Raw genomic sequence first — 24,462 nt, 5'->3', positions numbered from 1 at the left:
CAACAGAACCAGTTGACCTGCCCCTGATTGCATCGCGCCGCATCGTCCCAGCCCTGGTAGCCGCACCGGGGCTGGGAGCTTGGCACATTCGGTCGCAATGAGCTGGAACTCAGTGCGCCACGGTCTCGACGCGGAACGAGGATCGTGTCCGCATGGGTGGTGTAAAAGGCCGTGTGGAGCCGGCGCTTCCAGCATTCCTGTTCGGAATGCTGGCCGATCCGCAGCCGGTGGACACGGCTTCCGAGGTGCAGACCATCGGTCGGCGCACGCTTCACGTCGGAGCCCGGCTTGAAAGGGCGGCACTCGTCTCGTCGGATCAAGAGGCGCGGATGGTCAAGGGCCGGGTCACGGCGGTGCCGTCCGCCAGCGGCACCGTCGCTCGGCCGCGGCCGGTTCCGCCGCAGCCGCCCGGGGCAGATGTTCAACGCATGTTGATGCGCAAGACCCTACTTTGAACGTGGGTTGAACACGGCTCCCCGGCATCCCGTGCTAGCACCTGCGGGCATCGCACCACCTCCGGTTTCACCGCCGGACGCTTGGCGGGCGCCTCTTGTCCGGGTCCCGGTCCGGAACGCCTGCCGTGCCCAGCAGGAGTTCCCCCCATGGCCACCTACACGCTGACCAGCGCCCCCGAGACCCTGACCGGCACGTCGGGCGACACGTTCGTGACCACGCCCGGCAACCTGGCCGGCGACGTCATCGACGCCGGCAACGGGCAGATGGCGCTCAGCGGGACCGGAACGTTCGACCTCGGCCAGGTGTCGCGCATCTCCAGGATCTTCCTGCAGGACACCGGCGACGGCGGGCCGGTCAAGGTGATCCTGGGTCCCGACGCGGCCCCGGGCGGATCCCTGCGCACATGGTTCCTGCCCACGGGCGTGGCGCTGACGCTGGACGGGTCGGCGATGCTGAGCGGCAGGCTCCGCACCCAGGGCGGCGTGCTGGACGACTCCCTGGCCGGCGGTGCGGGGGACGACGAGTTCGGGAGTAACGGCGGGAACGACACGTTGCGCGGCGGCGGCGGGAACGACTACCTCGACGGTGCCGACGGCGCCGACGTCTTCCAGTACGCGGCCACGGGCAACGGCGTGGACTCCGTCGCCTTGGGCACCGGCGACCGGATTGTCGTCGACGGCTTCGGCAGCCTGACGGTCCTGGCGGAGACCGGCACGGGCGGCGGCCTGCTGGCCGGGCAGGTGCAGGTCGGCGCCTACGACGAAGGAGGCTACGCCACGAAGCTGTACATCGGCACCGACACGCAGCCCGGCGCCGACATCGAGATCGACATCGCCGGCCTCCTCACCCCGGCGATGCTGAAGGCGGAGGGCGGCGGCGTGTCGATCGGCGGGACCGCCGTCACCATCACCGGCCCCGGCGCGGTGGTCTCCGGCACGTCGGCGGTGAACGCCACCGGCTCCACCGGGCTTGGCGAGGACACCGTCACCGGCGACGCCGACCTGCTCGACAGCGCCAGCATCGATGGTTCGGACGGGTATGACGAGCTGGTGGTGACCGGCACCGGATCGGCCGACCTGACCGGCAACCTCGCCAGCGTCGAGGTGATCCGGCTGCAGGACGCCGCCAGCGTCACGATGGCCGACAGCAGCGAGTTCCTGTTTGTTCACGGCAGCGCCGGCAACGACGTGCTGGGCTTCGGCCTTGTGGCCGAACTGGACGCGGGCGATGGCGACGACACGGTCCGCGCCGTCGGTCCGTCGGGGTCGGGGGGCGCCTTCAAGGGCGGGTCGGGCACCGACACGCTGGTCGTCGCCACCGGCACCTTCCGCGGCGCGCTGTCGGATTTCGAGGCGGTCGAACTGGCCGACGGCGGCAACCGCCGGGTGGTGCTCGATTCCGGCTTCCTCGACGGCACCCGCACCCTGGCCGGCGGCGACGGGGACGACACCGTCGACTTCGACGACGGCGGCACGGTCCTGCTGGCCGGCATCACCGGCGTGGAGACCATCACCGGCCGGGGCGGCACCTACACGGTCGCGGCGGGCGGCGTGAACGGGACGGCGGCCACCACCTTCACGGTCTCGCGCACCGAATACACGACGGAGGCGGTCACGCTGGACGGGTCCGCCAACCAGGGCGCCATGACCGTCCTGACCGGACAGGCGGCGGACCGCCTGACCGGCGGTTCCGGCAACGACGTCTTCCGCAGCGGCTGGGGGGCCGACACCCTGGCCGGCGGGGCCGGCGACGACACCTTCCACCTGGAAGGCGACAACAAGCTGGTGTCGGGCGGGGCGGGCAACGACACCTTCATCCTCGCCGAACCCGGCGACCTTCGGGGCAGCGTCGTGCGGATCGCCGACCTGGGCGACGGCGACCGTCTGAAGCTCGGCTCCGGACCCGTGCGGAACGGCGACGGCGTCGCCGTCGAGGCCGGGGCGGTGGAGGTCAGCACCGTGGACGGCGTGACCCGCCTGTACGTCGGCAAGGACAGCGTGCCCGGCGGCGACTTCACGGTGGAGTTCGCCGGGCTGGCCACCGCCGCGAACTTCGTGCGCGACGGCGACGCGCTGGTGGTGACGGGACTGCCCCCCGCCTTCTCGGTCGCCATGACGCCGGCCCAGGTGACGGAGGGACAGGGGGGTGCCTTCACCGTGACGGTGACGCGGTTCAGCAACCTGTCCGGCACGGCCAGCGTTTCCTACCGCGTCGTCGGCACCGGCGCCAACGCGGCGGATGGCGGCGACTTCGCGGGCGGCACGCCGCTCACCGGCACGCTCACCTTCGCCGACGGCGAGGCGACGAAGACCGTGACGCTGACCGTGGCCGACGACACGCGGTACGAAGGCGACGAGACCTTCGCGGTGCAACTCCTGTCGCCGTCGCCGGGCGTCATCGCCGTCGGCGAGGCCACCGCGACCATCGTCGAGGACGACCCCGCCGGCACCACGCACACCCTGACCGAGGCGCCGGAAACGCTGGCCGGCGCCGCCATCGACACCTTCGTCGCCACCGCCGCGGCGCTGGCCGGCGACAGCATCGACGCGGGCGGCGGCACCTTCGCGCTGCGCGGCGGCGGGACCTTCGACTTCGCGGGCGTGCGCAACGCGGGCGTCATCACCGGCGACACCGTCACCGGCGACACATCCGTGCGCACGGTCGTGCTCGGCGCCGGCACCGTGCCGGACGGCGCGCGGCTGACGGTGCGGGACGTCGGCGGGCCGCTGGCGCTGGACGGCGCGGCCGCCCTGGGTGCCCTGTCGGTCGTGGGCGGGGCCGGCGGCGACACGCTGCGCGGCGGCGCCGGCAACGACACGCTGGACGGCGGCGCCGGGCGGGACGTCTACCGCTTCGCCGCCTCGGGCAACGGGCTGGACCTGCTGGCCTTCGGCGGCGACCGGCTGGAGGTGGAAGGGCTGGCCGAGCTGACCGTGCTGGCGCAGACCGGCACGGGCGCGGCGCTGGCGCGCGGCGAGGTGCAGCTGGGTGTCAGCGACGGCACGCGCACGCGGCTGTACATCGGCACCGACGCCACCCCCGGCGCCGATATCGCCGTCGATCTGGCCGGGAGCTTCACCCCGGACATGCTGGCGGCAGAGGACGGCGGGCTGGTGGCGCGCGGGGCCGCGATCACCGTGACCGGGCCGAACGCGGTGGTGTCGCCCACCGCGCAGACCGCCGCCACCGGGACGACGACCGCCGCCGACGACACCATCACCGGCAGCGCCGCCCACCTGTCCAGCGCCACCATCGACGCCGCCGAGGGCGAGGACCGGCTGGTGGTGACCGGCGGCGGCACGCTGGTGCTGGGCGGCACCGTCACCGGCGTCGAGGAACTGGAGCTGGCCGAGGCGGCGACGGTGACGGCCACCGCGCTCGCCGGCCTGAAGACGGTCGCCGGCAGCGGCGGCGGCGACGCGCTGACCGTGGGGTCGCTGACCACGCTGGACGCCGGGGCCGGGGCGGACACCGTGCGGGTGGAGGGCGACACGGTCACCGGCGCCTTCGACGGCGGCGCCGGGGCCGACACGCTGGTGGTGGCGGCGGGCGTGCTGGCGGCGGCGCCGACCGGCTTCGAGACCATCGTGCTGACGGACGGCGCCGGCCACACGCTGACCCTGACGGCGGCGCAGACGGCGGCGCTGACCGCGCTGTCGGGCGGCGACGGCTACGACGTCCTGGTGCTGGAGGGCGACGGCGCGTTCGACCTCGGCCACGCCGCCCGGCTGGACGGGCTGCTGGTCACCGGGCGCGACGTCGCCGTCACGCTGGGTTCCGACACCGACCCGGCGGCCGGGCCGCTGTCCATCCTGCTGACGGACGCGGAGCGGGGCTCGGTCGACGGTTCCCGCTCCCGGCAGGCGCTGGAGATCGAGGCGGACGGTGGTGCCCTCACCCTGGACGGCGGCAGCGGCGACGACACCCTGCACGCCGACGACGGCGACGTCGTGCGCGGTGGCGCCGGCGCCGACGAGATCCGCTTCGGCGGCGGCAGCGCCGTCGCCAGCGGCGGCGACGGGGCCGACCGCTTCGTCCTCGACGCGGCCGGCACGGATGGGCCCGGCACGCTGCGCATCACCGACCTCGCGGTCGGCGACCGGATCCGCATACCGGGGATGTTCGCCGTCAGCAACGGCGGCGGCACGCCCATGGCGGGCCAGGTCATGGTGCGGGCGGACAGCGGCACGACGACGCTGACGTTCGGGGCGACCGACGGCGGACCCAACCGCACGGTCGTGCTGGACGGGGTGTACGACGCCTCCTTCTTCAACGTGGATTCCGACGGGCTGACGATGGCGCGGATCCACGCGCTCCACTCGGTGTCGGTGGCGCCCGGCCGGCGGATCGAGGGCGACTCCGCCAACACCGTCACCGTCACCTTCTCGCGCGACGGCGACCTCTCGCAGCCCAGCCGCGTGAGCTACATCCTGTCCGGCGGCGGCTACTTCACCGGCGGCACGCCGACCGCGGACACCATCTACTTCGAGCCGTGGGAATGGGCGCGCGCCATCACCCTGACGGTCGCCGACAACGCCGAGAACGACGGGAACCGCACCTACCGCGTCAGCATCTTCGAGCCCAGCCGCGGGGCGATCGCGCGCGGCGAGGCCACCGGCACCATCCTCGACGACGACGTGCCGCCGGTCACCCGGACGCTGACGGCGGCGGCGGAGCAACTGACGGGCAGCGTCGGCCACACCTTCGTCACCACGGCCGCGGCCCTGGCCGGCGACACCATCGACGCGGCCGGCGGGCGGTTCCGGCTGCAGGGCGGCGGCACCTTCGACTTCACCGGCGTCACCGACGCCTACGCGATCGACGCCGACGGCGAGCCGGCCCGCATCGTCCTCGGCCCGACCACGGCCATGGTGGCGAACACGCTGCACCTCGACGGCGCGGATGCGGGGGTGGAGATCGACGGCTCTGCCTCGATCCGCGACCTGCGCCTGACCGGCGGGGCGGCCGGCGACACGCTGCGGGGCGGCGTCGGCAACGACACGCTGGACGGCGCGGCCGGAAACGACACCTACCGCTTCGCCGCCACCGGCAACGGGGTGGACACGGTGGCACTCGGCATCGGCGACCGGCTGGAGGTGGCGGGGCTGAGCACGCTTGCCGTGCTGGCGCAGACCGGGACGGGCGCCGCGCTGGCGCGCGGGGAGGTGCAGGTCGGCGCCTTCGACGGCACCCGCACGCGGCTGTTCATCGGTACCGACGACACGGCCGGCGCCGAGCTCGCCGTCGACGTGGCGGGCGCCGTCGCCCCGGCCAGCATCGCCGCGCGCGACGGCGCGCTGAGCGTCCAGGGAGTGGCGGTCACGGTGACCGGGCCGAACGCCGTGGTCTCCCCCACCGCGCAGACCGCCGCCGCCGCCCCGACGGGGCCGGCGGACGACACCATCACCGGCAGCGCCGCCTTCCTGGCGAGCGCCAGCATCGACGGCGGCGGCGGGGCCGACCGGCTGGTGGTCACCGGCGGCGGCACCCTCGACCTGACGGGCCGCCTCGCCAACGTCGAGACGCTGGCGCTGGCCGAGGCGGCGACGGTGGACGCGGCGGCTGTTACGGGCCTGACGGCGGTCAGCGGCAGCGGCGGCGCCGACGCGCTGACGGTCGGGCCGGTGGCCGCGCTGGACGCCGGGGCCGGGGACGACACCGTGCGGGTGGAGGGCGACGCGGCCGGCAGCACCTTCGACGGCGGCGACGGGCTGGACACGCTGGTGGTGGCGGGCGTCCACGGGCCGGCGCCGGCCGGCTTCGAGACCATCGTCCTGGCCGACGGCGGCGACCACGCGCTGACGCTGACCGCGACGCAGGCCGCCGGGCTGACGGCGCTGAGCGGCGGCGACGGCGTGGACGCCCTGCTGCTGGACGGCGACGGCGCCTTCGACCTGCGGCACGCCACCCGCCTGGACGGCATCCTGACCATCGGGCGGAACGTTTCCGTCACCCTGGGGGCGGACGCGGCGGCGGCCGCGATCCCGCTGACCGTCACCTTCACCGGCGCCGACCGCGCCGTGCTCGACGGGTCGCGGTCGGCGCGCGGGCTGGACGTCACGTCGGACGGCGGCGCCGTCTCCGTGGCCGGCGGTGCCGGCAACGACACCATCGACGCCGACGACGGCGATACCGTCGCCGGCGGTGCCGGCAACGACGAGATCCACTTCCTGGGCGGTGAGGTCCTGGCCGACGGCGGGGCCGGCGCCGACACCTTCTCGCTGGCGGGCAGCGGCACCCTGCGGATCCGCGACATCGGCAACGGTGACCGGATCCTTTCCGGCCCGGTCACCACGGTGCGCGCCGACGACGGCACGCCGGCCGCGGCGGGCGAGGTGGTGGTGGCCGCCACCGGCGCGGGCACGGCGCTGCGCTTCGGCTCGCACCCCAACGCCACGGTGGTGCTGCCGGGAACCTACCGCGCCGCCGACTTCCAGGGCGGGGCCGACGGGCTGACGGTCGCCGGGCTGGACGTGCGCTTCTCCGTCGCCATCGAGCCGGCGACGGTGACCGAGGGCACGGCCGGCGCCGACGCCTTCACCGTCGTCGTGACGCGCGGCGGCGACCTGACCGGCGCCGCCCACGTCAGCTACAGCTTTTACGGCCCGGTCACCGACGGCGCCAGGGCGGACGACTTCACGCCGGCCACCCAGCTGGGGGGCACGGTCTTCTTCGCCGATGGGGAGACGACGAAGACCGTCACCCTGACGGTGGCGAACGACACCGTGTACGAGGGGGCGGAGACGTTCAAGGTCCTGCTCTTCCAACAATCGCGCGGCACGATCGTGACCGGCGAGGCGACCGCCACCATCCTCGACGACGATCCCGCGCCGGTCACCTACACCCTGACCGCCGCGCCGGAGACCATCACGGCCGTCGCCCAGGATGGCTTCGTGACGACCGCCACGGCGCTGGCCGGCGACGTCATCGACGCGGGCGGCGCCCGCTTCAACCTTACGGGCGGCGGGGTCTTCGACTTCGCCGGCGTCACGCACGCCGGCGGCATCTACGGCGACGCGGCGGACCGCACCATCGTGCTGGGCGCCAACACCGCCCGGCCAAGCTCGACCTTCAACACCAGCACGCAGGGTGGGCGGCTGACGTTCGACGGCTCCGCCGCCGCCGCCGACCTCTGGGTTTCCAGCGGGGACGCGGCGGACTCCCTGGTGGGCGGCGCCGGGGCGGACGGGCTGTCGGCCGGTGCCGGCGACGACACGCTGCGCGGCGGCGCCGGCAACGACACGCTGGAGGGCGGCGGCGGCAACGACACCTACCGCTTCGCCGCGTCGGGCGGCGGGGTGGACGTGGTCCGCCTCGGAACCGGCGACCGGCTGGAGATGGACGGCGTCGGCGCCTTCACCGTGCTGGCGCAGACCGGGACGGGCGACGCCCTGGCGCGCGGGCAGGTCCAGCTGGGCGCCTTCGACGGCACCCGCACGCGCCTGTTCATCGGCACCGACGATGCCGCCGGGGCGGACGTCGCCATCGACCTGCTCGGGCGGGTCGGCCCGGCGATGCTGGCCGACGGCGGCGGCGCCCTGGTGCTGCGGGGGGCCGCGGTGGCGGTGACCGGGCCGAACGCGGTGCTGTCGCCGACCGCGCAGACGGCGGCCACCGGCGTCACCACGCTAGCCGACGACACCATCACCGGCAGCGCCGCCGACCTGGGCAGCGCCAGCATCGACGGCGGGGGCGGCGTCGACACGCTGGTCGTCACCGGCGGCGGCAGCGTCACCCTGGACGGCCGCGTCCGGGGGATCGAGCTGCTGCTCCTGAACGACGCGGCGGAGGTGACCGTCGACGCCGCCTCCTGGATCTTCGGCGTCGCGGGCAGCGCCGGGGCCGACCGGCTGACGGTGGGACCGGACGCGCACGTCGCGGCCGGGGGCGGCGACGACACGGTGCGCGTGGTGGAGACGTTCGGCTACCCGGTCCGCGGCACCTTCGACGGCGGCGCCGGGACCGACACGCTGACCATCGACGCCATGGAGTTCGCCGGAACCCTGTCGGGATTCGAGGCGATCGTCCTGGCCGACGGGGCCGGCCGCACGCTGCACCTGCCGGCGGGCGTCGACACCGCCGCGACGGCGATCACCGGCGGCGACGGCAACGACACGCTGCAGCCGGAGGCCGGCAGCCACGACCTGAGCCGCGTCACCGGCATCGAGACGGTCCGCGGCGGCACCGGCGGCGACTACCGCCTCACCGCGTCGGCCCAGGCGGCGGAGTACGCCTTCGCCGACGCGGGCTCGCTGGCGTTGGACGCCGCGGCCGCGACCGGCGACATCCGCGTCCTCGGCACGGCGGGGGCGGATTCGATCCGGGGCGGCGCGGGCGACGACTGGTACGAACTGCGCGGCGGCGGCGACACGGTGGCCGGCGGGGCGGGCAGCGACCTGTTCGTCTTCTCGCCCGCCGACATGGCCGGCGGCTCGACGCGGATCACCGACGTGGACAACGGCGACGCGCTGTTTTTGCAGGCGACGGCCATCGCCGACGGGACCGGCGCCACGGTGGGCCGGCGGGCGGTGGAGGTCAGCAGCGCCGGTGGCGTCACGACGCTGCACGTCGGCGTGGACGACAACCCCGGCGCCGACTACGCGGTGGTCCTGGACGGCACCCTCTCGGCCGCCGACTTCACGCTGTACGGGGACTGGGCAGTGGTGACCGGGCTGGTGCCGCACTTCGCCGTCTCCATCGATCCGGCCAGCCGGGCGGAAGGCCACGGCGGCGGGGCCGCCTTCGCGGTGACCGTCACGCGCACCGTCGACCGGGAACGCGCGGCAACCGTCGACTACGCGGTCGCCGGTTCCGGTACGCACCCTGCGGGGGCCGGCGACTTCGCGGCCGGGACGGCGCTGACCGGCACCGTCAGCTTCGCCCCCTGGGAGACCGCGAAGACCTTTACCCTCACCGTCGCCGACGACCGCGGCGCCGAGCCGGACGAGGGGTTTACCGTCACCCTGTCCAACCCGTCGGCGGGCGTCATCGACATCGCCACGGCCGAAGCCGGCATCCTCAACGACGACGCCGAAACACCCCCGCCGTCCGGCGGCGATGGCGGCGGAAGCACCGGCGGCGGCACCGGGACCGGTGGCGGCGGCCAGACGGTGCCGGTCGGCGGCAGCGGCGGCGTGTCGGCCACGGTGCCGCCCGGCGTCATGCTGGGCAGCGGCGGCCCCGATACGCCCCAGGCGCCGGAGGCGGCGGGCGCGGCGCTGACCGAGGCGGTCTCCAACCTCATGCCGGAGGGGGAGGAGCGCGACGCAGCAGCAGCAGCGATCGCCGCCTTCACCGCGGCCCAGGGGAGCGATGCCACGGTGACGGTGCGCACCGTGACGCCCACGGTGACCGGCGGCGCCCCCGGCGCGCCCATCGTCATCGCCGGCCCGCCGGGCGGCGGCAACGCGGTGGCGCTGGTCATCGACGCCCGCAACCTGCCGCCCGGCACCGTCCTGCAGCTCGACCGCGTCGGCTTCGCCGTGGTGGCTGGGGCCGTGCGGGTGACCGGCGGCGAGGGCTCGCAGATGGCCAGCGGCGACGGCGCCGGGCAGTGGATGGTGCTGGGCGCCGACGACGACACGCTGCACGGCGGGGCCGGCGACGACTTCATCGGCTCGGAAGGCGGTGACGACGTGCTGTTCGGCGACGCCGGCCTGGACACGGTGACCGGCGGCATCGGCAACGACGTGTTGTACGGCAACCGGCAGGACGACGTGGTCTACGGCAACCAGGGCATGGACACGCTGTTCGGCGGCCAGGACCAGGACACCGCCTTCGGTGGCCAGGACGGCGACGTGCTGTACGGCAACCTCGGCAGCGACGCGCTGTACGGCAACATGGGGGCCGACACGCTGTTCGGCGGGCAGGGGAACGACGTGCTGTTCGGAGGCCAGGGCGACGACGTTCTGGCCGGCAACCTGGGTGCCGATACGCTGTACGGCGGGCTGGGGGCGGATACCTTCCGCGTCGGCATCCATGGCGGTGCTCCGGGCGGCGGGGTGGACGCGGTCGCCGACTTCACGGCGGGCGAGGACCGGATCGTCGCCGACGGCCCGAACTTCGGGGCCATCCCGGCGGGCACCCTGGCGGCGGGCAACTTCGCGCTCGACCGGCCGGGCGACGCCGACGACTGGTTCGTGTTCGACACCACCACCGGCACACTGTCCTTCGACGCCGACGGTTCGGGCGCCGGGGCGGCCGTTGCGCTGGCGGTGCTGAACGTCCGCACGCTGGGCCACGCCGACATCCTGGTGGCCGGCAACGGGGGATGACGCGCCGGCCTTCAGGCGGCTCCCGTTTTCGAGGCCACACGGGCGAGTTCCCGCCGCAGGGCGGCGGTCGCCCCGGCCACGGCCGCGGGGTCGGCAGCCGGGGCGGCCTCCTCCAGCGCCGCCGCCGCCGCGGCCAGCGCCGCGTGGCCGTAGGTGGCGGCGGAGCCGCGCAGGCGATGGGCGATGGCGGCCATCCGTTCGCGGTCGCCGTCGCCGAGGGACGCGAGTTCCAGCTCCAGCGCCGCGGCGACCTCGGCGAACAGGGCGTTCATCGCCGCCGTGGGTCCCGCGAAGGCGACGCCGGCCCCGTTCGACGGCGCGTAGCGGGCGACGACCGCCGCCAGCGCCGCCGGATTGACCGGCTTGGTCAGCACCTCGTCCATGCCGGCGGCGGCGTAGGCGTCGCGGTCGCCCGGGCTGGCGTTGGCGGTCAGCGCCACGACCGGGGTCTGCGCGGCGTCCGGGTCGGCCATGGCGCGGATGCGGCGCGTCGCCTCCACCCCGTCGATACCGTCCAGACGGATGTCCATCAGGACGAGGTCGAAACGGCGCCCGGCCATGACGTGCAAAGCCTCCTCGCCACTGGCGGCGTGCACGATGCGGTGCCCGCCCGGCGCCAGATAGCCGTCCACGACGATCCGGTTCTCCTCGGCGTCCTCGACCAGCAGGATGTCCAGTGCCGGCGTCGGCGGCGGGGCTTCGCCGGGGCCGGCCGCGGCGGGCGCCAGCGCGGCCCGCTCCGCCGGGAACTCGACCCGGAACAGGGCGCCGCCCAGGCGCCCGGCGGCGACGGAGACCCGGCCGCCCATCCCCTCGACGATCTGCCGGACGATGGCGAGGCCGAGGCCGGCGCCGGGCGGCCCGCCGCGCCCGGCCCGGGCGTAGGCCTGGAAGATCGCCTCGCGCTGGGCCGGCGGCACGCCGGGGCCGGTGTCCTCCACCTCCACCACGACGCGGTCCGTCGGCGCGCGGTTGGCGCCGCCGTCCTCCGCTTCGGCGCGCAGGCGCAGGCACACCTGCCCGGCCGGCGTGAACTTGAGGGCGTTGCCGACGAGGTTGAACAGCACCTGCCGGACCCGCAGCGGGTCGACGCAGTGGCCGGCGTCCGTTCCCGGCCCCGTCTCCAGCGACAGGCGCAGGCCCCGGGCGGCGGCCTCCGGCTCCAGCAGTGCGGCGACGTCGCCGGCCAGCCGGGCGAGGTCGGCGGGCTCCGGCCGCAGGTCCGCCGGGTCGGCCTCCAGCCGCGACAACTCCAGCACGTTGTCGAGCACCTGGACGAGGTGGCGCCCGGCGTCCTCGGCGATGCCCAGCCGGCGGTCCCAGTCGCCGGCCGGGCCGTCGCGGCGCAGCAGGCGGATCATGCCCAGCACGGCGTTCATCGGCGTGCGCGCCTCGTGGCTGAGCCAGGCGAGGAAGACCGCCTTGCGGTCGGCCGCCGCCGCCAGCTCCGCCGACTTGACCTCCAGCGCGCGGGTGCGCGTGGCGACCAGCCGCTCCAGCATGGCGCGCTGGTGCGCCAGCTCGTCCACGGCACCGCCCACCACGTGGAAGGCGACGCCCAGCACGACGACCACCAGCGCGAAGCCGAACACCGCCAGATCGGGGCGGTCGACGGGGAACGGCCCCTCCCGCGCCATCACCGTGACGACCGCCGACAGCGTCAGCACCAGCATCGCCAGCACCGATCCCGGAAGGCCGAAGCGCAGCGCCGCCAGCAGCGCCACCGCCAGCGCCAGGATGGCGACGTGCGGGATGGCGACGGTGGAGGCGAGGATGGGCAGCGGCACCAGCGCCAGCATGACGGCAAGTTCCCGCCACCGTCCGGCGAAGGTGGTGCTGCGGCGCCACGCCACGGTCAGCGGCCCCAGCAGGAACAGGCCCAGCGCGTTGCCGGTGACGACGACGAACAGCGTGGTCAGGATGCCCGCCGCCGTGCCGTCGGCGCTGGCGCGGCCGATGCCCAGCAGCGGGTCCTTGAACACCAGCAGCGTGCAGGTCACCAGCGGCGGCAGCACGCAGACGTTGGCCAGATAGCCGAGCAGCCCGCCGTAGGGCACGCCGGCCCCCGGCTCGCGGATCTCCCAGCGGCGCGCGGCGCGGTCGGCCAGCCACACCTGGAGCACGTCGAGGAGTGCGGTGGACAGCGCCGCCGCCGTTGCGAGCGGCAGCGGGTGGCCGGCCCGCAGGCCGTAGTAGATCAGCGACGTGCCCAGCGATGCCAGCGCCACCGAGACCAGCCCCGCCACGCCCAGCGCGCGCACGCACAGCAGGCCGACGCCGGAGGCGAACCAGACGGCGGTCCAGTTGCTTTCCGGCACGCGGGCCAAGGCCACGCTGAACCTTGCCGCGCCGTAGTACGCCGCGATGAAGAGGAGGCAAAGCAGGATGGTTCGTAGGGCGAATTTTCCGCGGGCCATGGTCACGCGCTGTTGCCGGTCGATCCGCTCTCTTGTCGCCCATTTCCGGTGGATTGTTTACGGGAAATCACGCGCTGGCCGCACTGTTGATGCGGGTGTATGCTCCGTTTCTTGCGAAGGCGGCGTGGAGGCGGTCCGGAACGCGATGGGCGAGGCGACGGTTCTGGTGGTGGAAGACGCGGTGGAGTTGCGGGTTCTGTACGCCCATGGTCTGGCCGAGGCGGGACTGCGCGTGCTCCAGGCCGCCGACGGCGCCGCCATGCAGGAACTGCTGGCCCGCGAACGGCCGGACGTCGTGCTGCTGGACATCAACCTTCCCGACGCCAACGGGCTGGAACTGGCGCGCCGGCTGGGGCTGCGCGACCGCGCCGGCCTGATCTTCGTGACGACGCGCACCGAAACCGCCGACCGGGTCGAGGCGTTGGAGAGCCTGGGCGACGACTACGTCACCAAGCCGGTCGACCTGCGCGAGCTGGTGGCGCGGGTGCGCAACCTGCTGCGCCGCGCCGCGCCGGGCGACGCCCCGCTGCGCTTCGACGGCTGGACGCTGGACCTCGTGCGGCGCGAATTGTTCCGGCCGGACGGCGCGTTCCTTCCGCTGACGACGGGGGAGTTCAACATCCTCGCCGCGCTCGCCGCCTTCCGGCCGCGGCCGGTGTCGCGCGAGTACCTGCTGGACGTCATCAGCAACCGCGACTCCGAACGTGTGAGCGAACACACGGTCGACACGCTGATGACCCGCCTGCGCCGCAAGATGCGCCAGGCCAGCGGGCGCGAGGCCCCCATCGTCACCGTGCGCGGCGTCGGTTACGCGCTGTCGAATGGCACGCTGTAGCAGGGAGGCTGGAGCCGCGAGAGCGAGGGGAAGGCGCCCGAATTCCACCTGGGGACACGCGCCCGCGCCCGGTTCGCTTTTTCCTTCTTGCGGAACATAGGGCGAACATTCATGTTGAAGCCCTCGGCGGCGGAGGGAGGACATCATGATCGTCTGCATCGGCACTGGCCTGACCACGCACCTTCATTCCTGGGCGTGGCTGGACGTCGGCCACCGGCAGCGCCGGCTGATCGGGTGGAGCGTCGAGGACGCGGCGTGGCTGGTCTCCGAACCGGTCGTGACCGCGGCGACCAGCCGGCCGTCGGAACCGCCGGGCTGGGCCGTGACGGCCAACAACCACCAGTACCTGCTCGGCCGGCCCGGCCTGCCGTGCGGCGATGAGCCGCTGGCCGCCATCGATCGCCTCCGCGGGACGGGCGACCTCGACGCGGACGCCGTCATCAGGCTTGTTCCCTGGCGCGCCGCGGCCCAGGCGGCGGCCCAGGCTGCGGAAATGCAATGGCAGGACCGCTGCTCCGCATGACGGACGCGCGATGAAGACGTTGAGCGCCGCCGAATTCGCCCGGAACATCGAGCATTGGCTGGCCGATCTCGAATACGATGGCGAGCCCCTGCTGATCCAGGGCCCTCATGGGCGCCAGATGGTTGCCATCCCGGCGGCATGGTGGTGCCCGGCCGACCCGCCGCCGTCTGCGGATCCGGGAGCCGAGGAATGGACGCCTGATGCGGACGGCGCCTGACGGCGCCCCCCGGCGTCGCGTACCCTTGGAAATCGGCGCGGCATGGCCACATGCAATCGGATGCACAATCACGATCCTCCGCGCCTCGCCGCCGCCGTCACGGGGCCTCGACTCAGTTTCGAGGCGTCACCCATCTTCCAGCAGCTGCCGTTCCGGCGAAACGCGCACGGTCTGGCCCGGCGCGTCGGCGTCGAGGTCGAATTCCAGGGCATCAGCGCCCAATCCGCCGCGCAGGCCCTCGCGGCCGAGTTCGGCGGGACCTGCTGGCAGGAAGATCCGCACGCCTTCCACATCCTGGACACGTCGATCGGGCGCCTGGCGGTCGAGCTGGACATCCGCTACGCGCATCCGCAACGGTCGACGGCAGCGCCGCGCGTGCGCCTGGGGACGACCGGGGCCGCGTGGCTCGGCACCGTGCTCGCCGGCGTCGTTCCGCGCGAGCTGATCACCGCGCCGCTGCCGGTCGACAAGCTGGACCGTGTGGACCGGGCGATCGGCGTGCTGCGTGCCGCCGGCGCCCGCGGGGCGGGGACGACGCTGTTCGGGTCGCTGGGGCTTCACTTCAACATCGATCCGCCCAGCCTCGACGCCGAAACGCTCACCGCCGTGCTGAAGGCGTTCCTGCTCCTGACCCCGTGGCTGCGGCAAGAGGCGACGCGGCCGACCGCAAGCACTGCCTTCCTTCCCGCGTCCTATCCGCGCGCCTACGTCCGCCGCGTCCTGGCACCGGACTACTGGCCGAGCCGGGAAGCCCTGGCCGAGGATTATCTCGACGCCAACCCGACGCGGAACCGCGACCTCGATCTGCTGCCCTTGTTCCTGCACCTCGACCCGGCCCAGGTGCGGGCGAGGCTGCCGTACGAGAAGATCGGGAAGCGGGCCGTCTTCCATTACCGCCTTCCACGCGCCCATGTCGGCAATCCGCTCTGGAGCATCACGTCCGCCTGGAACAGCTGGGTGGCCGTCGAACGGCTGGCCGGAGACCGCCGTCGGCTGGATGAGCTGGGCAGGGAGTTCCGCGACGCCCGCGACGTCCGGGATGCGAACACCGCTACGTGATGCACACATTTTCCGGCCGACGATAACATATTGATGTAACGAAGAAAAGAGCCCCTCTCCCCTGGAGGGAGAGGGGTTGGGGTGAGGGGGATTGCGGCCGGATGGCCGGAGAACGAGATTCTCTATCCCGCCTGCCGGCGGTAATGACCCCTCATCCCAACCCTTCTCCCTCAAGGGGAGAAGGGCTTTTCAGCCTCCACCGAGATGTGTGCATCACGTAGGATGCGAACGCCGGCCGGCGTGGCCGTTTAAGGCGTTCCGGCCGCCGGCATCCCCACGCCAGCGTCTATTCGGCGGCCTGGATGTGCCGGACCAGGGCCGCTTCGAGGAGGCGCGGGGTGACGGGCTTGTGGAGGATGCCGAGGTTGTGGGCGATGGCGTCGTTTTGCGGCTCGGCGCCGATCTCGCCGGTTACGATGATGCCGGGGATCTGCTGCCCGCACATCTCGCGGATGCGCACGACGGCTTCCGTTCCGACCCGCCCACCGCGCAGGCGGTAGTCGACGATCAGGACGTCCGGCCGGCGGTCCGCCTCCTTCAGGCGCGCCAGCGCCCGGTCCGTCGAATCCGCGGCCAGCACGTCGAAGTTCCAGTCGCGCAGGATCGTCTCCAGCCCCATCAGGACGATCGCGTCGTCGTCCACCACCACCGCGAACCGTCGGTCCGGCGGGTCCTCCGGCCGGGTTGGGGCCGCCGTGCGGGATGCCGGCGGCGGCGCCGGTTCGGCGTGCTCCGCCGCAAGGGGAACGGCGACGCTGAACACGGAGCCGCCGCCGGCGCGGGAACGGACGTCCACCGGATGGTCCAGCAGCGCCGACAGGCGGCGCACGATGGCGAGCCCCAGGCCCAGCCCCCGCGCCCGGTCGCGCTCGGGATTGCCGAGCTGGTGGAACTCCTCGAAGATGCGGCCCAGCTGGTCGTCGGGAATGCCGCAGCCGGTGTCGAGGACGTCGATCAGCACGCGGTCAGCCTCGACGGTGCAGCCGACCATCACCTTGCCGCGCTCGGTGTAGCGGATGGCGTTCTCGATCAGGTTGCGCAGCATGCGGCCGAGCAGGACGCGGTCGCTCCGGATCACGGCGCCGCACGGGATGACCTGCCACTCCAGCCCCTTGCCGCGCGCGATCGGGGCGTAGGCGTCGTCCAGCGGCTTCAGCACGGTGGACACGCGAAGCTCCTCGATCTGCGGGGCGACGATGCCGGCGTCGAGCCGGGAGATGTCGAGCAGACCGTCCAGAAGCCCCTTCAGGACGTCGAGGCCGTGCAGCAGGCGGTCCAGCCGGTCCTGCCCGGCGCCATCCGCCAGATGCGGGCGCAGCGCCTCGGCGAACAGCAGGATCGACTGCAGGGGCTGCCGGAGATCGTGGCTGGCGGCCGCCAGGAAGCGGCTCTTCGAGCGGTCGGCCTCCTCCGCCGCCTCACGGGCGTGGTGGATGTCGTGGACGTCCACCGCGCCGCCGAACCAGGCGACGATGTGGCCCCGCTGGCGGATCGGGTTGACGCGGGCGATGTGCCAGCGGTACACGCCGTCGACCCGCCGCAGGCGCATCTCGAACGCGTAGGGCTCGCCGGCCGCAAGGCCACGCGTGCGGGCCTCCCGGATGCGCCCGCGGTCGTCCGGGTGGACTTCGCTCAAACGTTCGGCGTCGGTCATGTCCTGGCCGGTGTAGGCCCGGCAGGCGGCGTTGATGAACTCGACCGTGCCGTCGGGGCGGTTCACCCACATGATCTGCGGTGCGTGCTCGACGAGTTCGCGGAAGCGCTCTTCGCTGGCCCGCAGGGCCTCCTCCGCCTCGCGGCGGCCGGTGACGTCGCGCATGATGCCGGTGAAGAAGCGCCGGTCGCCGACCGTCCACTCGGCGATGGCGAGTTCCAGCGGGAAGGTGGAGCCGTCCTTGCGCCGCCCTTCGACCTCCCGGCCGGTGCCGATGATCCGGCGCACCCCGGTGCGCCGGTAGGCGGCGATGTAGCCGTCGTGCTCCGAGTGGTACGGCTCGGGCATCAGCATGGCGACGTTCCGCCCGACCACCTCGGCCGCGGCGTACCCGAAGATCCGCTCGGCGGCGGGATTGCAGGACTGGACCACGCCGTCCTCGTCGATGACCACCATGGCGTCCACGGCGGTCTCGACGATGGCACGGTGCCGGGCCTCGCTGGCCTGCAGCGCGGCGGCCACCGCCGCCCGGGTGCGGGTCTCCGCCTCGAGTTCCTCGGCCAGGCGGTCGAACGCGTGCGCCAGCTGGCTCAGCTCGGAACCATCGACCCGCAGGCCCGAGCGGGCGGAGAGGTCGCCCGCCCGCCAGCGGCGGGTGGCGGCGACCAGCGCCTCGATCGGGCGGTGGACGTAGCGCCGGGCGAGCAGGAACGCCGCCGCCAAGCTCAGCAGGAGCGCCGCCGCAGTCAGCAGGAGGGAACGCCGCAGCGCCTCGTCGATGGTGGCCAGAGCCGCGTCGCGGTCGATGCCGATGGCGACGAAGATGTGCCGGACGCCGGCGGCGAGCGGCACGTAGGCGAAGACGCGCGGCATCCCATCGATGCCCACCAGCTCGGCGGTGCCGATCCTATCGGCGTCGAGCAGCGGGCGGAAGCGGTCGGGAAGCACGGTGCCGATGGCGCCGGGCACTTCCGGCGCGCGGGCCAGGACGACGCCCCGGCCATCGGCCACGAACAGCGCGGCGTTGGCGGGCAGCGGGTGCTTGGCGAGGTAACCTTCGAGCCAGCCGAGGTCGATCAGCGCCGTCGCCACGCCCGCGATGGCCCCGCCGTTCCTGCGGATCGGCAGGGCGAACGGCATCGCCGGCACGCCGCTCGGCCGCCGCCGGATGAACTCGCCCACGGTGAAGCCGCCGCTTTCCAGCGCGTCGCGCACGTGCGCTCGGTCGGCGATGTTCCGTCCCGACAGGTCCTCGGCCGTGGAGCACAGGATGGTGCCGTCCGCGGCGGCGAGGTTGACGGTGAGGTAGCCCGGCAGCCGCTGGCGCGTCCGTTCCAGCAGGGCCCCGCACGCGACCGGGTCGAGGTCCCGCGCGGCGTCCGTCTCGGCCAGCAGCGACAGCATCTGCCGCACGCCTTCGACGAGGCGCTGCTGCTCGCCGACCAGCAGGCCGAGGAGCTGGAGGGCGGTGTCGTGAATCTCCGCCGTGCGTTCGCGGCGCAGGTCGAGCTGGTTCCACACTTCCACGGCGGAGACCGGCGCCAGCGCCAGCAGAACGAGCAGGATCAGGCGGGCGAGGATGCTCATGGAGGCCGGCCCGCCGACCGTGTAGTCCGGCAAGGGGAATGCTTCGGGGCATGCGGCGGCCCCGGGAGAGGGCGTCTCAAGGCGCCCCGCCCGGCCAACGGCGGGCGAGGGAAAAAAGCAGTCGCGAAATGCTCCGTGGCTGCCGTGAAGTGCGCATTCACCCGAATTGAAACAGACATGCCGATGGGAAGAACAGGCCGCCGCGCGTGGCTGTTCCAGCCATTGCCCGATTGGCATGCGCAACGCGACTTAGCCTATCGCGCCAGCATGCCGCCCATCATCACCGCCGTCACGTGGCCGATGTAGCGCTCGGCCAGTTCGGGCGTCACCTGTTCGATGCCGTAGGCGTAGCGCAGGGCGTAGTGCGCGTCGAACAGGTGGTCGCACACGCCGACCAGACTGAAATAGAACAGCATCGGGTCGACCGGCCGGAACTCCCCGGCGCGGGCGCCCTCGTCCAGCAGGGTGCGGTAGAACTCCGTCAGCGGCTTCACGAAGAAGCGCGCGATCTCGCGCGCACCGTCGTCGTCCGGGCCGCCCAGGATGGCGCGGAACAGGCGGTTGATGTAGGGGTAGCGCAGGTAGGTCCGGATGAAGCCGGCGATGTGCAGGCGCAGCTTCTCCGTCGGCGTCTTGGTCGAGCGCAGCAGGCGGTCCAGGTCGCGGAACGACGCGGCGGTGTCGCGTTCCAGCAGCGCCGTCAGCAGCCCCTGCTTGTTGCCGAAATAGTACTTCACCAGGGCGGCGTTGACGCCCGCCTCCTCGGCGATCTCCTGCAAGGAGACGTCGGCCGAGTTGCGTCTGGCCATCACGGCGCCGGTAGCGTCCAGCAGCCGGTCGCGCGTGGCGGAGCCCTCCGCCGCCGTCCTCCTTGCCTGCGCCGCCCTCATGCCATGCCGCTCCGTGGGTGTGTCCAGTCTATTTAATCGATTAATTGAACGCCTGCAACGCACGGAAGCCGGCCTTTCCGCATATGCCAACCAAACGGTTGTTTGCCTCTTGCGCCGCTCTTAATTAGCTGATTAAATGAACGTCAACGAACGATGGCCAGCGAACGAGATGGCCAACGAACGATGGGAGGGACGGATGGGCGAGGCGTACATCGTTGCCGCGGCGCGGACGGCGGGCGGGCGCAGGGGCGGGCGGCTCCAGGGCTGGCACCCGGCCGACCTGGGCGGCCTCGTCGTCGACGCGCTGGTGGCGCGGTCCGGCGTCGACCCGGCCGACGTGGAGGACGTCATCCTCGGCTGCGTCAGCCAGATCGGCGAGCAGGGGGTGAACGTCGCGCGCAACGTCGTGCTGTCCTCCGGCCTGCCGGAAAGCGTGCCCGGCGTCACGCTCGACCGGCAGTGCGGCTCGTCCCAGCAGGCGCTGCACTTCGCGGCGCAGGCGGTGATGTCCGGCGCCATGGACGTGGTCATCGCCGCCGGCGTGGAGAGCATGAGCCGCGTGCCCATGGGCCTGCCCATCACGCTGCCGGCCAAGAACGGCTTCGGCCAGTACAAGAGCCCGCGCATGGAACGGCGCTACCCCGGCGTGGTGTTCAGCCAGTTCGACGGCGCGCAGATGATCGCCGAGAAGTACGGCTTCGACCGCGTCGCACTGGACGCCTACGCCCTCGACAGCCACCGCAAAGCCACCGCGGCGACGCGCGAGGGGCTGTTCGAGGCGGAGATCCTGCCGGTGGAGGTCACGCTGCCGGACGGCGGCGGGACAGATGTGCCCCGGGTGGATGTGCATCGTGTGGATGAGGGCATCCGCTTCGACGCCACGGCCGAGGGCATCGCGCAGGTGAAGCCGCTGGCCGACGGCGGGCGCATCACCGCCGCCAACGCCAGCCAGATGTGCGACGGCGCGTCGGGCGTGATGGTGGTGAACGAGCGCGGGCTGAAGCGCCTGGGCGTCGCGCCGCTGGCCCGCGTCCACCAGATGACGGTGATCGGCGAGGATCCGGTGATCATGCTGGAGGCCCCCATCACCGCGACCCGCCGCGCGCTGGAGCGCGCCGGCCTGTCCATCGCCGACATCGACCTGTTCGAGGTGAACGAGGCCTTCGCCTCCATCCCCCTGGCGTGGCTGCAGGCGACCGGCGCCGACCCGGCGCGGCTGAACGTGCACGGCGGCGCCATCGCGCTGGGCCATCCGCTGGGCGCCACGGGGACCAAGCTGATGGCCACGCTGGTCCACGCGCTGAAGCGGCGCGGCCTGCGCTATGGCCTGCAGACCATGTGCGAGGGCGGCGGGCTGGCCAACGTCACCATCGTCGAGCGGTTGTGAGGGGCCGGCCCATGAAGACCCGCGTCACGGAGCTGCTGGGCATCCGCTACCCGATCATCCAGGGCGGCATGCAGTGGGTCGGCACCGCCGAGATGGCGGCGGCCGTGTCGAACGCCGGCGGCCTGGGCACGCTGACGGCGCTGACCCAGCCGACGCCGGACGCGCTGGCGGCGGAGATCGCGCGGTGCCGGTCGATGACCGACCAGCCCTTCGCCGTGAACCTGACCATCCTGCCGTCCATCAACCCGCCGCCGTACGACGCATACCTCGACGCGGCCATCGACGGCGGGGTGCGCATCCTGGAGACGGCGGGCAACAACCCGCAGCGCTTCATCGAGAAGGCGAAGGCGCACGGCGTCGCCGTGATCCACAAGTGCACCGCCGTGCGCCACGCGCTGTCGGCCGAGCGGCACGGGGTGGACGCCATCTCCATCGACGGGTTCGAGTGCGCCGGTCATCCGGGGGAGGACGACGTTCCCGGTCTCGTCCTCATCCCGCTGGCGGCGCGGCGGCTGACGGTTCCGGTGATCGCGTCGGGCGGCATTTCCGACGGGTGGGGCATGGCGGCGGCGCTGGCGCTGGGGGCGGAGGGCGTCAACATGGGCACACGCTTCTGCGCCACGCGGGAGGCGCCCATCCACGACGCCATCAAGCGCGCCCTGCTGGACGCCGGGGAGCGCGACACCACGCTGATCTTCCGCACGCTGCGCAACACCGCGCGCGTCCTCACCAACGCCGTGTCGCGCGAGGTGGCCGCCATCGAGCGGCGGGACGGCGGCTGCACCTTCGACGACATCCGCCATTTGGTGGCCGGAAGCCGAGGCCGCGCCGCCCTGGAAGCGGGCGACCCGGACGGCGGCATCGTCACCGCCGGGATGGGCGTCGGCCTGATCGACGACATCCCGACCTGCCGGGACCTCATCGACCGCATGGTCGCGGAATGCCGCGAGCGCCTGGGCGCCGCCGCCGCGCTGTGCGCCTGACTTCGGGAAGGGAACACGTGATGCATTCGGGACAGTCGGTCCAGGTCCTGCGGCTGGACGGCGGGATCGCGGAGATCCGCTTCGGCCGCGCCGGCCGTGCCGTCAACGCGCTGGACGCGCTCACCTTCGCGGAGTTGAAGGCGGCGTTGGCCGACGTGCGCGCGGCCGTGGCCGACGGGCTCGTGACGGGCGTGCTGCTGACCAGCGGCAAGGGCGCCTTCATCGTCGGCGCCGACATCACCGAGTTCACCGCCCTGTTCGCCCGCCCGGCGGCCGAGGTGGCGGCGCTGGCGCTCGCCAACGGCGCCATCCTGGGGGCGCTGGAGGAACTGCCGGTGCCCAGCGTCGCCGCCGTCAACGGTCTGGCGCTGGGCGGCGGGCTGGAACTGGCGCTGGCCGCCGACCAGCGGGTGCTGGCGGCGACGGCGCAGGTCGGCCTGCCGGAGGTGAGGCTGGGCATCATCCCCGGCCTGGGCGGCACGGTGCGCCTGCCGCGCCTCGCCGGGCTGGCCGAGGCCGCAACCTGGATCACCGACGGCCGGCCGCGCGACGCCGGGGCGGCGCTGGCGGCCGGCGTCGCCACGCTGGTGGCCGAGCCGGAGCGGCTGCGCGACACCGCACTCGGCACCCTGCGGGCGCTGATCGCCGAGCCGGACGCGTGGCGTGCCGCGCGGGCGGCGCGCTCCGGCCCCGTGGTTGCCGCCGCCGTCGCCACGGCGGACCTTGCCCCGGTGCGGGCGGTGGTGCTGCGCGCCCACGCGCACGTGCCGGCCGGCCGCCGCGTGGTCGACCTGCTGGAACGCACCGCCGGGATGGACAAGATCGCGGCGCTGGCGGCCGAGGCCGATCTGCTGGGCGAGGTCGTGCACACCCAGGCGGCGGACGCGCTGGTGCGCGTCTTCCTGAACGACCAGGCGGTCAAGCGCAAGGGGCGCGGCTACCGCGACGCCGGGCGGCCGGTGCGCCGCGCCGCCGTTCTGGGCGCCGGCATCATGGGCGGCGGCATCGCCTACACCAGTGCGGCGCGCGGCGTGCCGGTGATCCTGAAGGACATCGTGCAGCGCGCCCTCGACCTCGGCATGGCCGAGGCCGGCAAGCTGGCCGCCAAGCAGGTGGCGGCCGGCCGCATGACGGCGCAGAAGGCCGACGCGGTCGTGTCGTCGATCCGTCCGCAGCTGGACTACGCCGGCTTCGCCGAAACGGACGTGGCGGTGGAGGCGGTGGTCGAGGACATCCGCATCAAGAAGGCCGTGCTGGCGGAGGTGGAGGCGGCGGCGCGGGCGGACACGATCATCGCCTCCAACACCTCGTCCCTGCCCATCGGCGATCTGGCGGCGGCGCTGCGCCGGCCGGAGAACTTCGTGGGCATGCACTTCTTCAACCCCGTCCCGGTGATGCCGCTGGTCGAGGTGATCCGAGGGCCGAAGACCAGCGACGAGGCCGCCGCGACGGTGGCGTCCTATGCGCTGGCCATGGGCAAGGTGCCGGTGGTGGTGAAGGACTGCCCCGGCTTCCTGGTGAACCGCATCTTCACGCCCTACGTCCTGGGCTTCCTGCGGCTGATCGCCGACGGTGCCGACTTCCGCGCCGTCGACCGCGCGGCCGAGGCGTTCGGCTGGCCCATGGGGCCGGCGTACCTGCAGGACGTCATCGGCATGGACACCAGCAACCATGTGCTGGAGATCATCACCGCCGGCTATCCCGAGCGCATGGCCGGCCCCGCCCGGCACGCCGTGTCGCTGATGGTGGAGAACGGGCGCCTGGGCCAGAAGTCCGGCCGGGGCTTCTACCGCTACGAGCCGGACGACAAGGGCCGGCCGAGGAAGCTGCCGGACGACGGCGCGCACGTCCTGCTGGCCGCGATCCAGCCCGGCGGCACGCGGGATTTCACCGACGCGGAGATCGTCGATCGGCTGATGCTGCCGATGATCGTCGAGGCCGCCTGCTGCCTGGAGGACGGGATCGCCGGATCGGCCGCGGAGATCGACATGGCGCTGGTCCTGGGCCTGGGCTTCCCGCGCCACGTCGCCGGCCCGCTCGCCTACGCCGACTGGCTGGGGATGGAGGCGGTGGTGGCGGCGTGTGGCCGGCACGCGGCTCTCGGCGCCCTCTACCGCCCGACCGCCGCCATGCGCGCCATGGCCGCCGAGGGCGGCCGCTTTTATGCCGAGTGAGGCCCC

12 protein-coding genes are annotated in these 24,462 nt (G+C 73.4%); 9 read left to right on the top strand and 3 right to left on the bottom strand.

All coding sequences use genetic code 11. The features are described from left to right. Positions 1–152 precede the first annotated feature (152 nt). Both VED21_RS15380 and VED21_RS15375 read left to right on the top strand, forming a co-directional pair. Positions 153–455, top strand: coding sequence for a hypothetical protein (locus VED21_RS15380; RefSeq protein ID WP_324883462.1), 303 nt, complete (start codon positions 153–155; stop codon positions 453–455). Between the two features lie 147 nt (positions 456–602). Continuing rightward, entirely contained in the window at positions 603–10,730 is a 10,128-nt protein-coding gene (locus VED21_RS15375; RefSeq protein ID WP_324883457.1) for a Calx-beta domain-containing protein, read from the top strand. 11 nt (positions 10,731–10,741) lie between these two features. On the opposite strand, the gene VED21_RS15370 is transcribed toward VED21_RS15375, so the two are convergent. Continuing rightward, positions 10,742–13,147 carry an ATP-binding protein gene (locus VED21_RS15370; RefSeq protein WP_324883460.1) on the bottom strand — a complete coding sequence of 802 codons (2,406 nt, stop codon included), beginning with the start codon at positions 13,145–13,147 and terminating at the stop codon, positions 10,742–10,744. Positions 13,148–13,271: 124 nt separating this feature from the next. On the opposite strand from VED21_RS15370, the gene VED21_RS15365 reads away from it, so the two are divergent. The 4 genes from VED21_RS15365 (at position 13,272) to VED21_RS15350 (ending at position 15,781) form a co-directional block, all read left to right on the top strand. Beyond that, complete coding sequence (locus tag VED21_RS15365) at positions 13,272–13,982, top strand: response regulator transcription factor (protein ID WP_324883455.1); 711 nt, start codon at positions 13,272–13,274, stop codon at positions 13,980–13,982. A 145-nt stretch (positions 13,983–14,127) separates the two neighbouring features. Continuing rightward, positions 14,128–14,505, top strand: a complete 378-nt coding sequence (locus tag VED21_RS15360; RefSeq protein ID WP_324883453.1) for a hypothetical protein — start codon at positions 14,128–14,130, stop codon at positions 14,503–14,505. Between the two features lie 10 nt (positions 14,506–14,515). Continuing rightward, complete coding sequence (locus VED21_RS15355) at positions 14,516–14,722, top strand: hypothetical protein (RefSeq protein WP_324883451.1); 207 nt, start codon at positions 14,516–14,518, stop codon at positions 14,720–14,722. A 60-nt stretch (positions 14,723–14,782) separates the two neighbouring features. Beyond that, positions 14,783–15,781, top strand: a complete 999-nt coding sequence (locus tag VED21_RS15350) for an amidoligase family protein (protein ID WP_324883449.1) — start codon at positions 14,783–14,785, stop codon at positions 15,779–15,781. A gap of 286 nt (positions 15,782–16,067) precedes the next feature. Here the strand turns inward: VED21_RS15350 and VED21_RS15345 are convergent, their stop codons facing one another. Both VED21_RS15345 and VED21_RS15340 read right to left on the bottom strand, forming a co-directional pair. Further along, complete coding sequence (locus VED21_RS15345; protein ID WP_324883447.1) at positions 16,068–19,055, bottom strand: PAS domain S-box protein; 2,988 nt, start codon at positions 19,053–19,055, stop codon at positions 16,068–16,070. Positions 19,056–19,276: 221 nt separating this feature from the next. Beyond that, on the bottom strand, positions 19,277–19,912 hold the full coding sequence (locus VED21_RS15340; protein WP_324883445.1) for a TetR family transcriptional regulator: 636 nt from the start codon (positions 19,910–19,912) through the stop codon (positions 19,277–19,279). Between the two features lie 196 nt (positions 19,913–20,108). Between VED21_RS15340 and VED21_RS15335 the strand changes: the two genes are divergently transcribed. Genes VED21_RS15335 through fadB form a run of 3 tightly spaced genes read left to right on the top strand, consistent with a single transcriptional unit; the run spans position 20,109 to position 24,456 of the window. Further along, the gene (locus tag VED21_RS15335; RefSeq protein WP_324883443.1) at positions 20,109–21,299 is read left to right on the top strand and encodes an acetyl-CoA C-acetyltransferase; all 1,191 of its coding nucleotides are present in this window, start codon (positions 20,109–20,111) and stop codon (positions 21,297–21,299) included. An 11-nt stretch (positions 21,300–21,310) separates the two neighbouring features. After that, a complete protein-coding gene (locus tag VED21_RS15330; RefSeq protein WP_324883442.1) occupies positions 21,311–22,282 on the top strand; it encodes a nitronate monooxygenase family protein in 972 nt (323 codons plus the stop codon). A gap of 20 nt (positions 22,283–22,302) precedes the next feature. Further along, on the top strand, positions 22,303–24,456 hold the full coding sequence (fadB, locus tag VED21_RS15325) for a fatty acid oxidation complex subunit alpha FadB (protein ID WP_324883458.1): 2,154 nt from the start codon (positions 22,303–22,305) through the stop codon (positions 24,454–24,456). Positions 24,457–24,462: the final 6 nt, after the last annotated feature.

Source organism: Azospirillum sp. (genome assembly GCF_035627195.1).
In the GTDB taxonomy this organism is placed as follows: domain Bacteria; phylum Pseudomonadota; class Alphaproteobacteria; order Azospirillales; family Azospirillaceae; genus Azospirillum.
Note: the sequence above shows the minus strand (reverse complement) of the source record. Positions and strands in the feature narration are given on the sequence as shown.

Bases quoted from the DNA above. Each gene is read 5' to 3' on its own strand.
- VED21_RS15380 (WP_324883462.1), top strand. From the start codon at position 153: ATGGGTGGTGTAAAAGGCCGTGTGGAGCCGGCGCTTCCAGCATTCCTG.
- VED21_RS15375 (WP_324883457.1), top strand. From the start codon at position 603: ATGGCCACCTACACGCTGACCAGCGCCCCCGAGACCCTGACCGGCACG.
- VED21_RS15370 (WP_324883460.1), bottom strand. From the start codon at position 13,147: ATGGCCCGCGGAAAATTCGCCCTACGAACCATCCTGCTTTGCCTCCTC.
- VED21_RS15360 (WP_324883453.1), top strand. From the start codon at position 14,128: ATGATCGTCTGCATCGGCACTGGCCTGACCACGCACCTTCATTCCTGG.
- VED21_RS15355 (WP_324883451.1), top strand. From the start codon at position 14,516: ATGAAGACGTTGAGCGCCGCCGAATTCGCCCGGAACATCGAGCATTGG.
- VED21_RS15350 (WP_324883449.1), top strand. From the start codon at position 14,783: ATGCACAATCACGATCCTCCGCGCCTCGCCGCCGCCGTCACGGGGCCT.
- VED21_RS15340 (WP_324883445.1), bottom strand. From the start codon at position 19,912: ATGAGGGCGGCGCAGGCAAGGAGGACGGCGGCGGAGGGCTCCGCCACG.
- VED21_RS15335 (WP_324883443.1), top strand. From the start codon at position 20,109: ATGGGCGAGGCGTACATCGTTGCCGCGGCGCGGACGGCGGGCGGGCGC.
- VED21_RS15330 (WP_324883442.1), top strand. From the start codon at position 21,311: ATGAAGACCCGCGTCACGGAGCTGCTGGGCATCCGCTACCCGATCATC.
- fadB (WP_324883458.1), top strand. From the start codon at position 22,303: ATGCATTCGGGACAGTCGGTCCAGGTCCTGCGGCTGGACGGCGGGATC.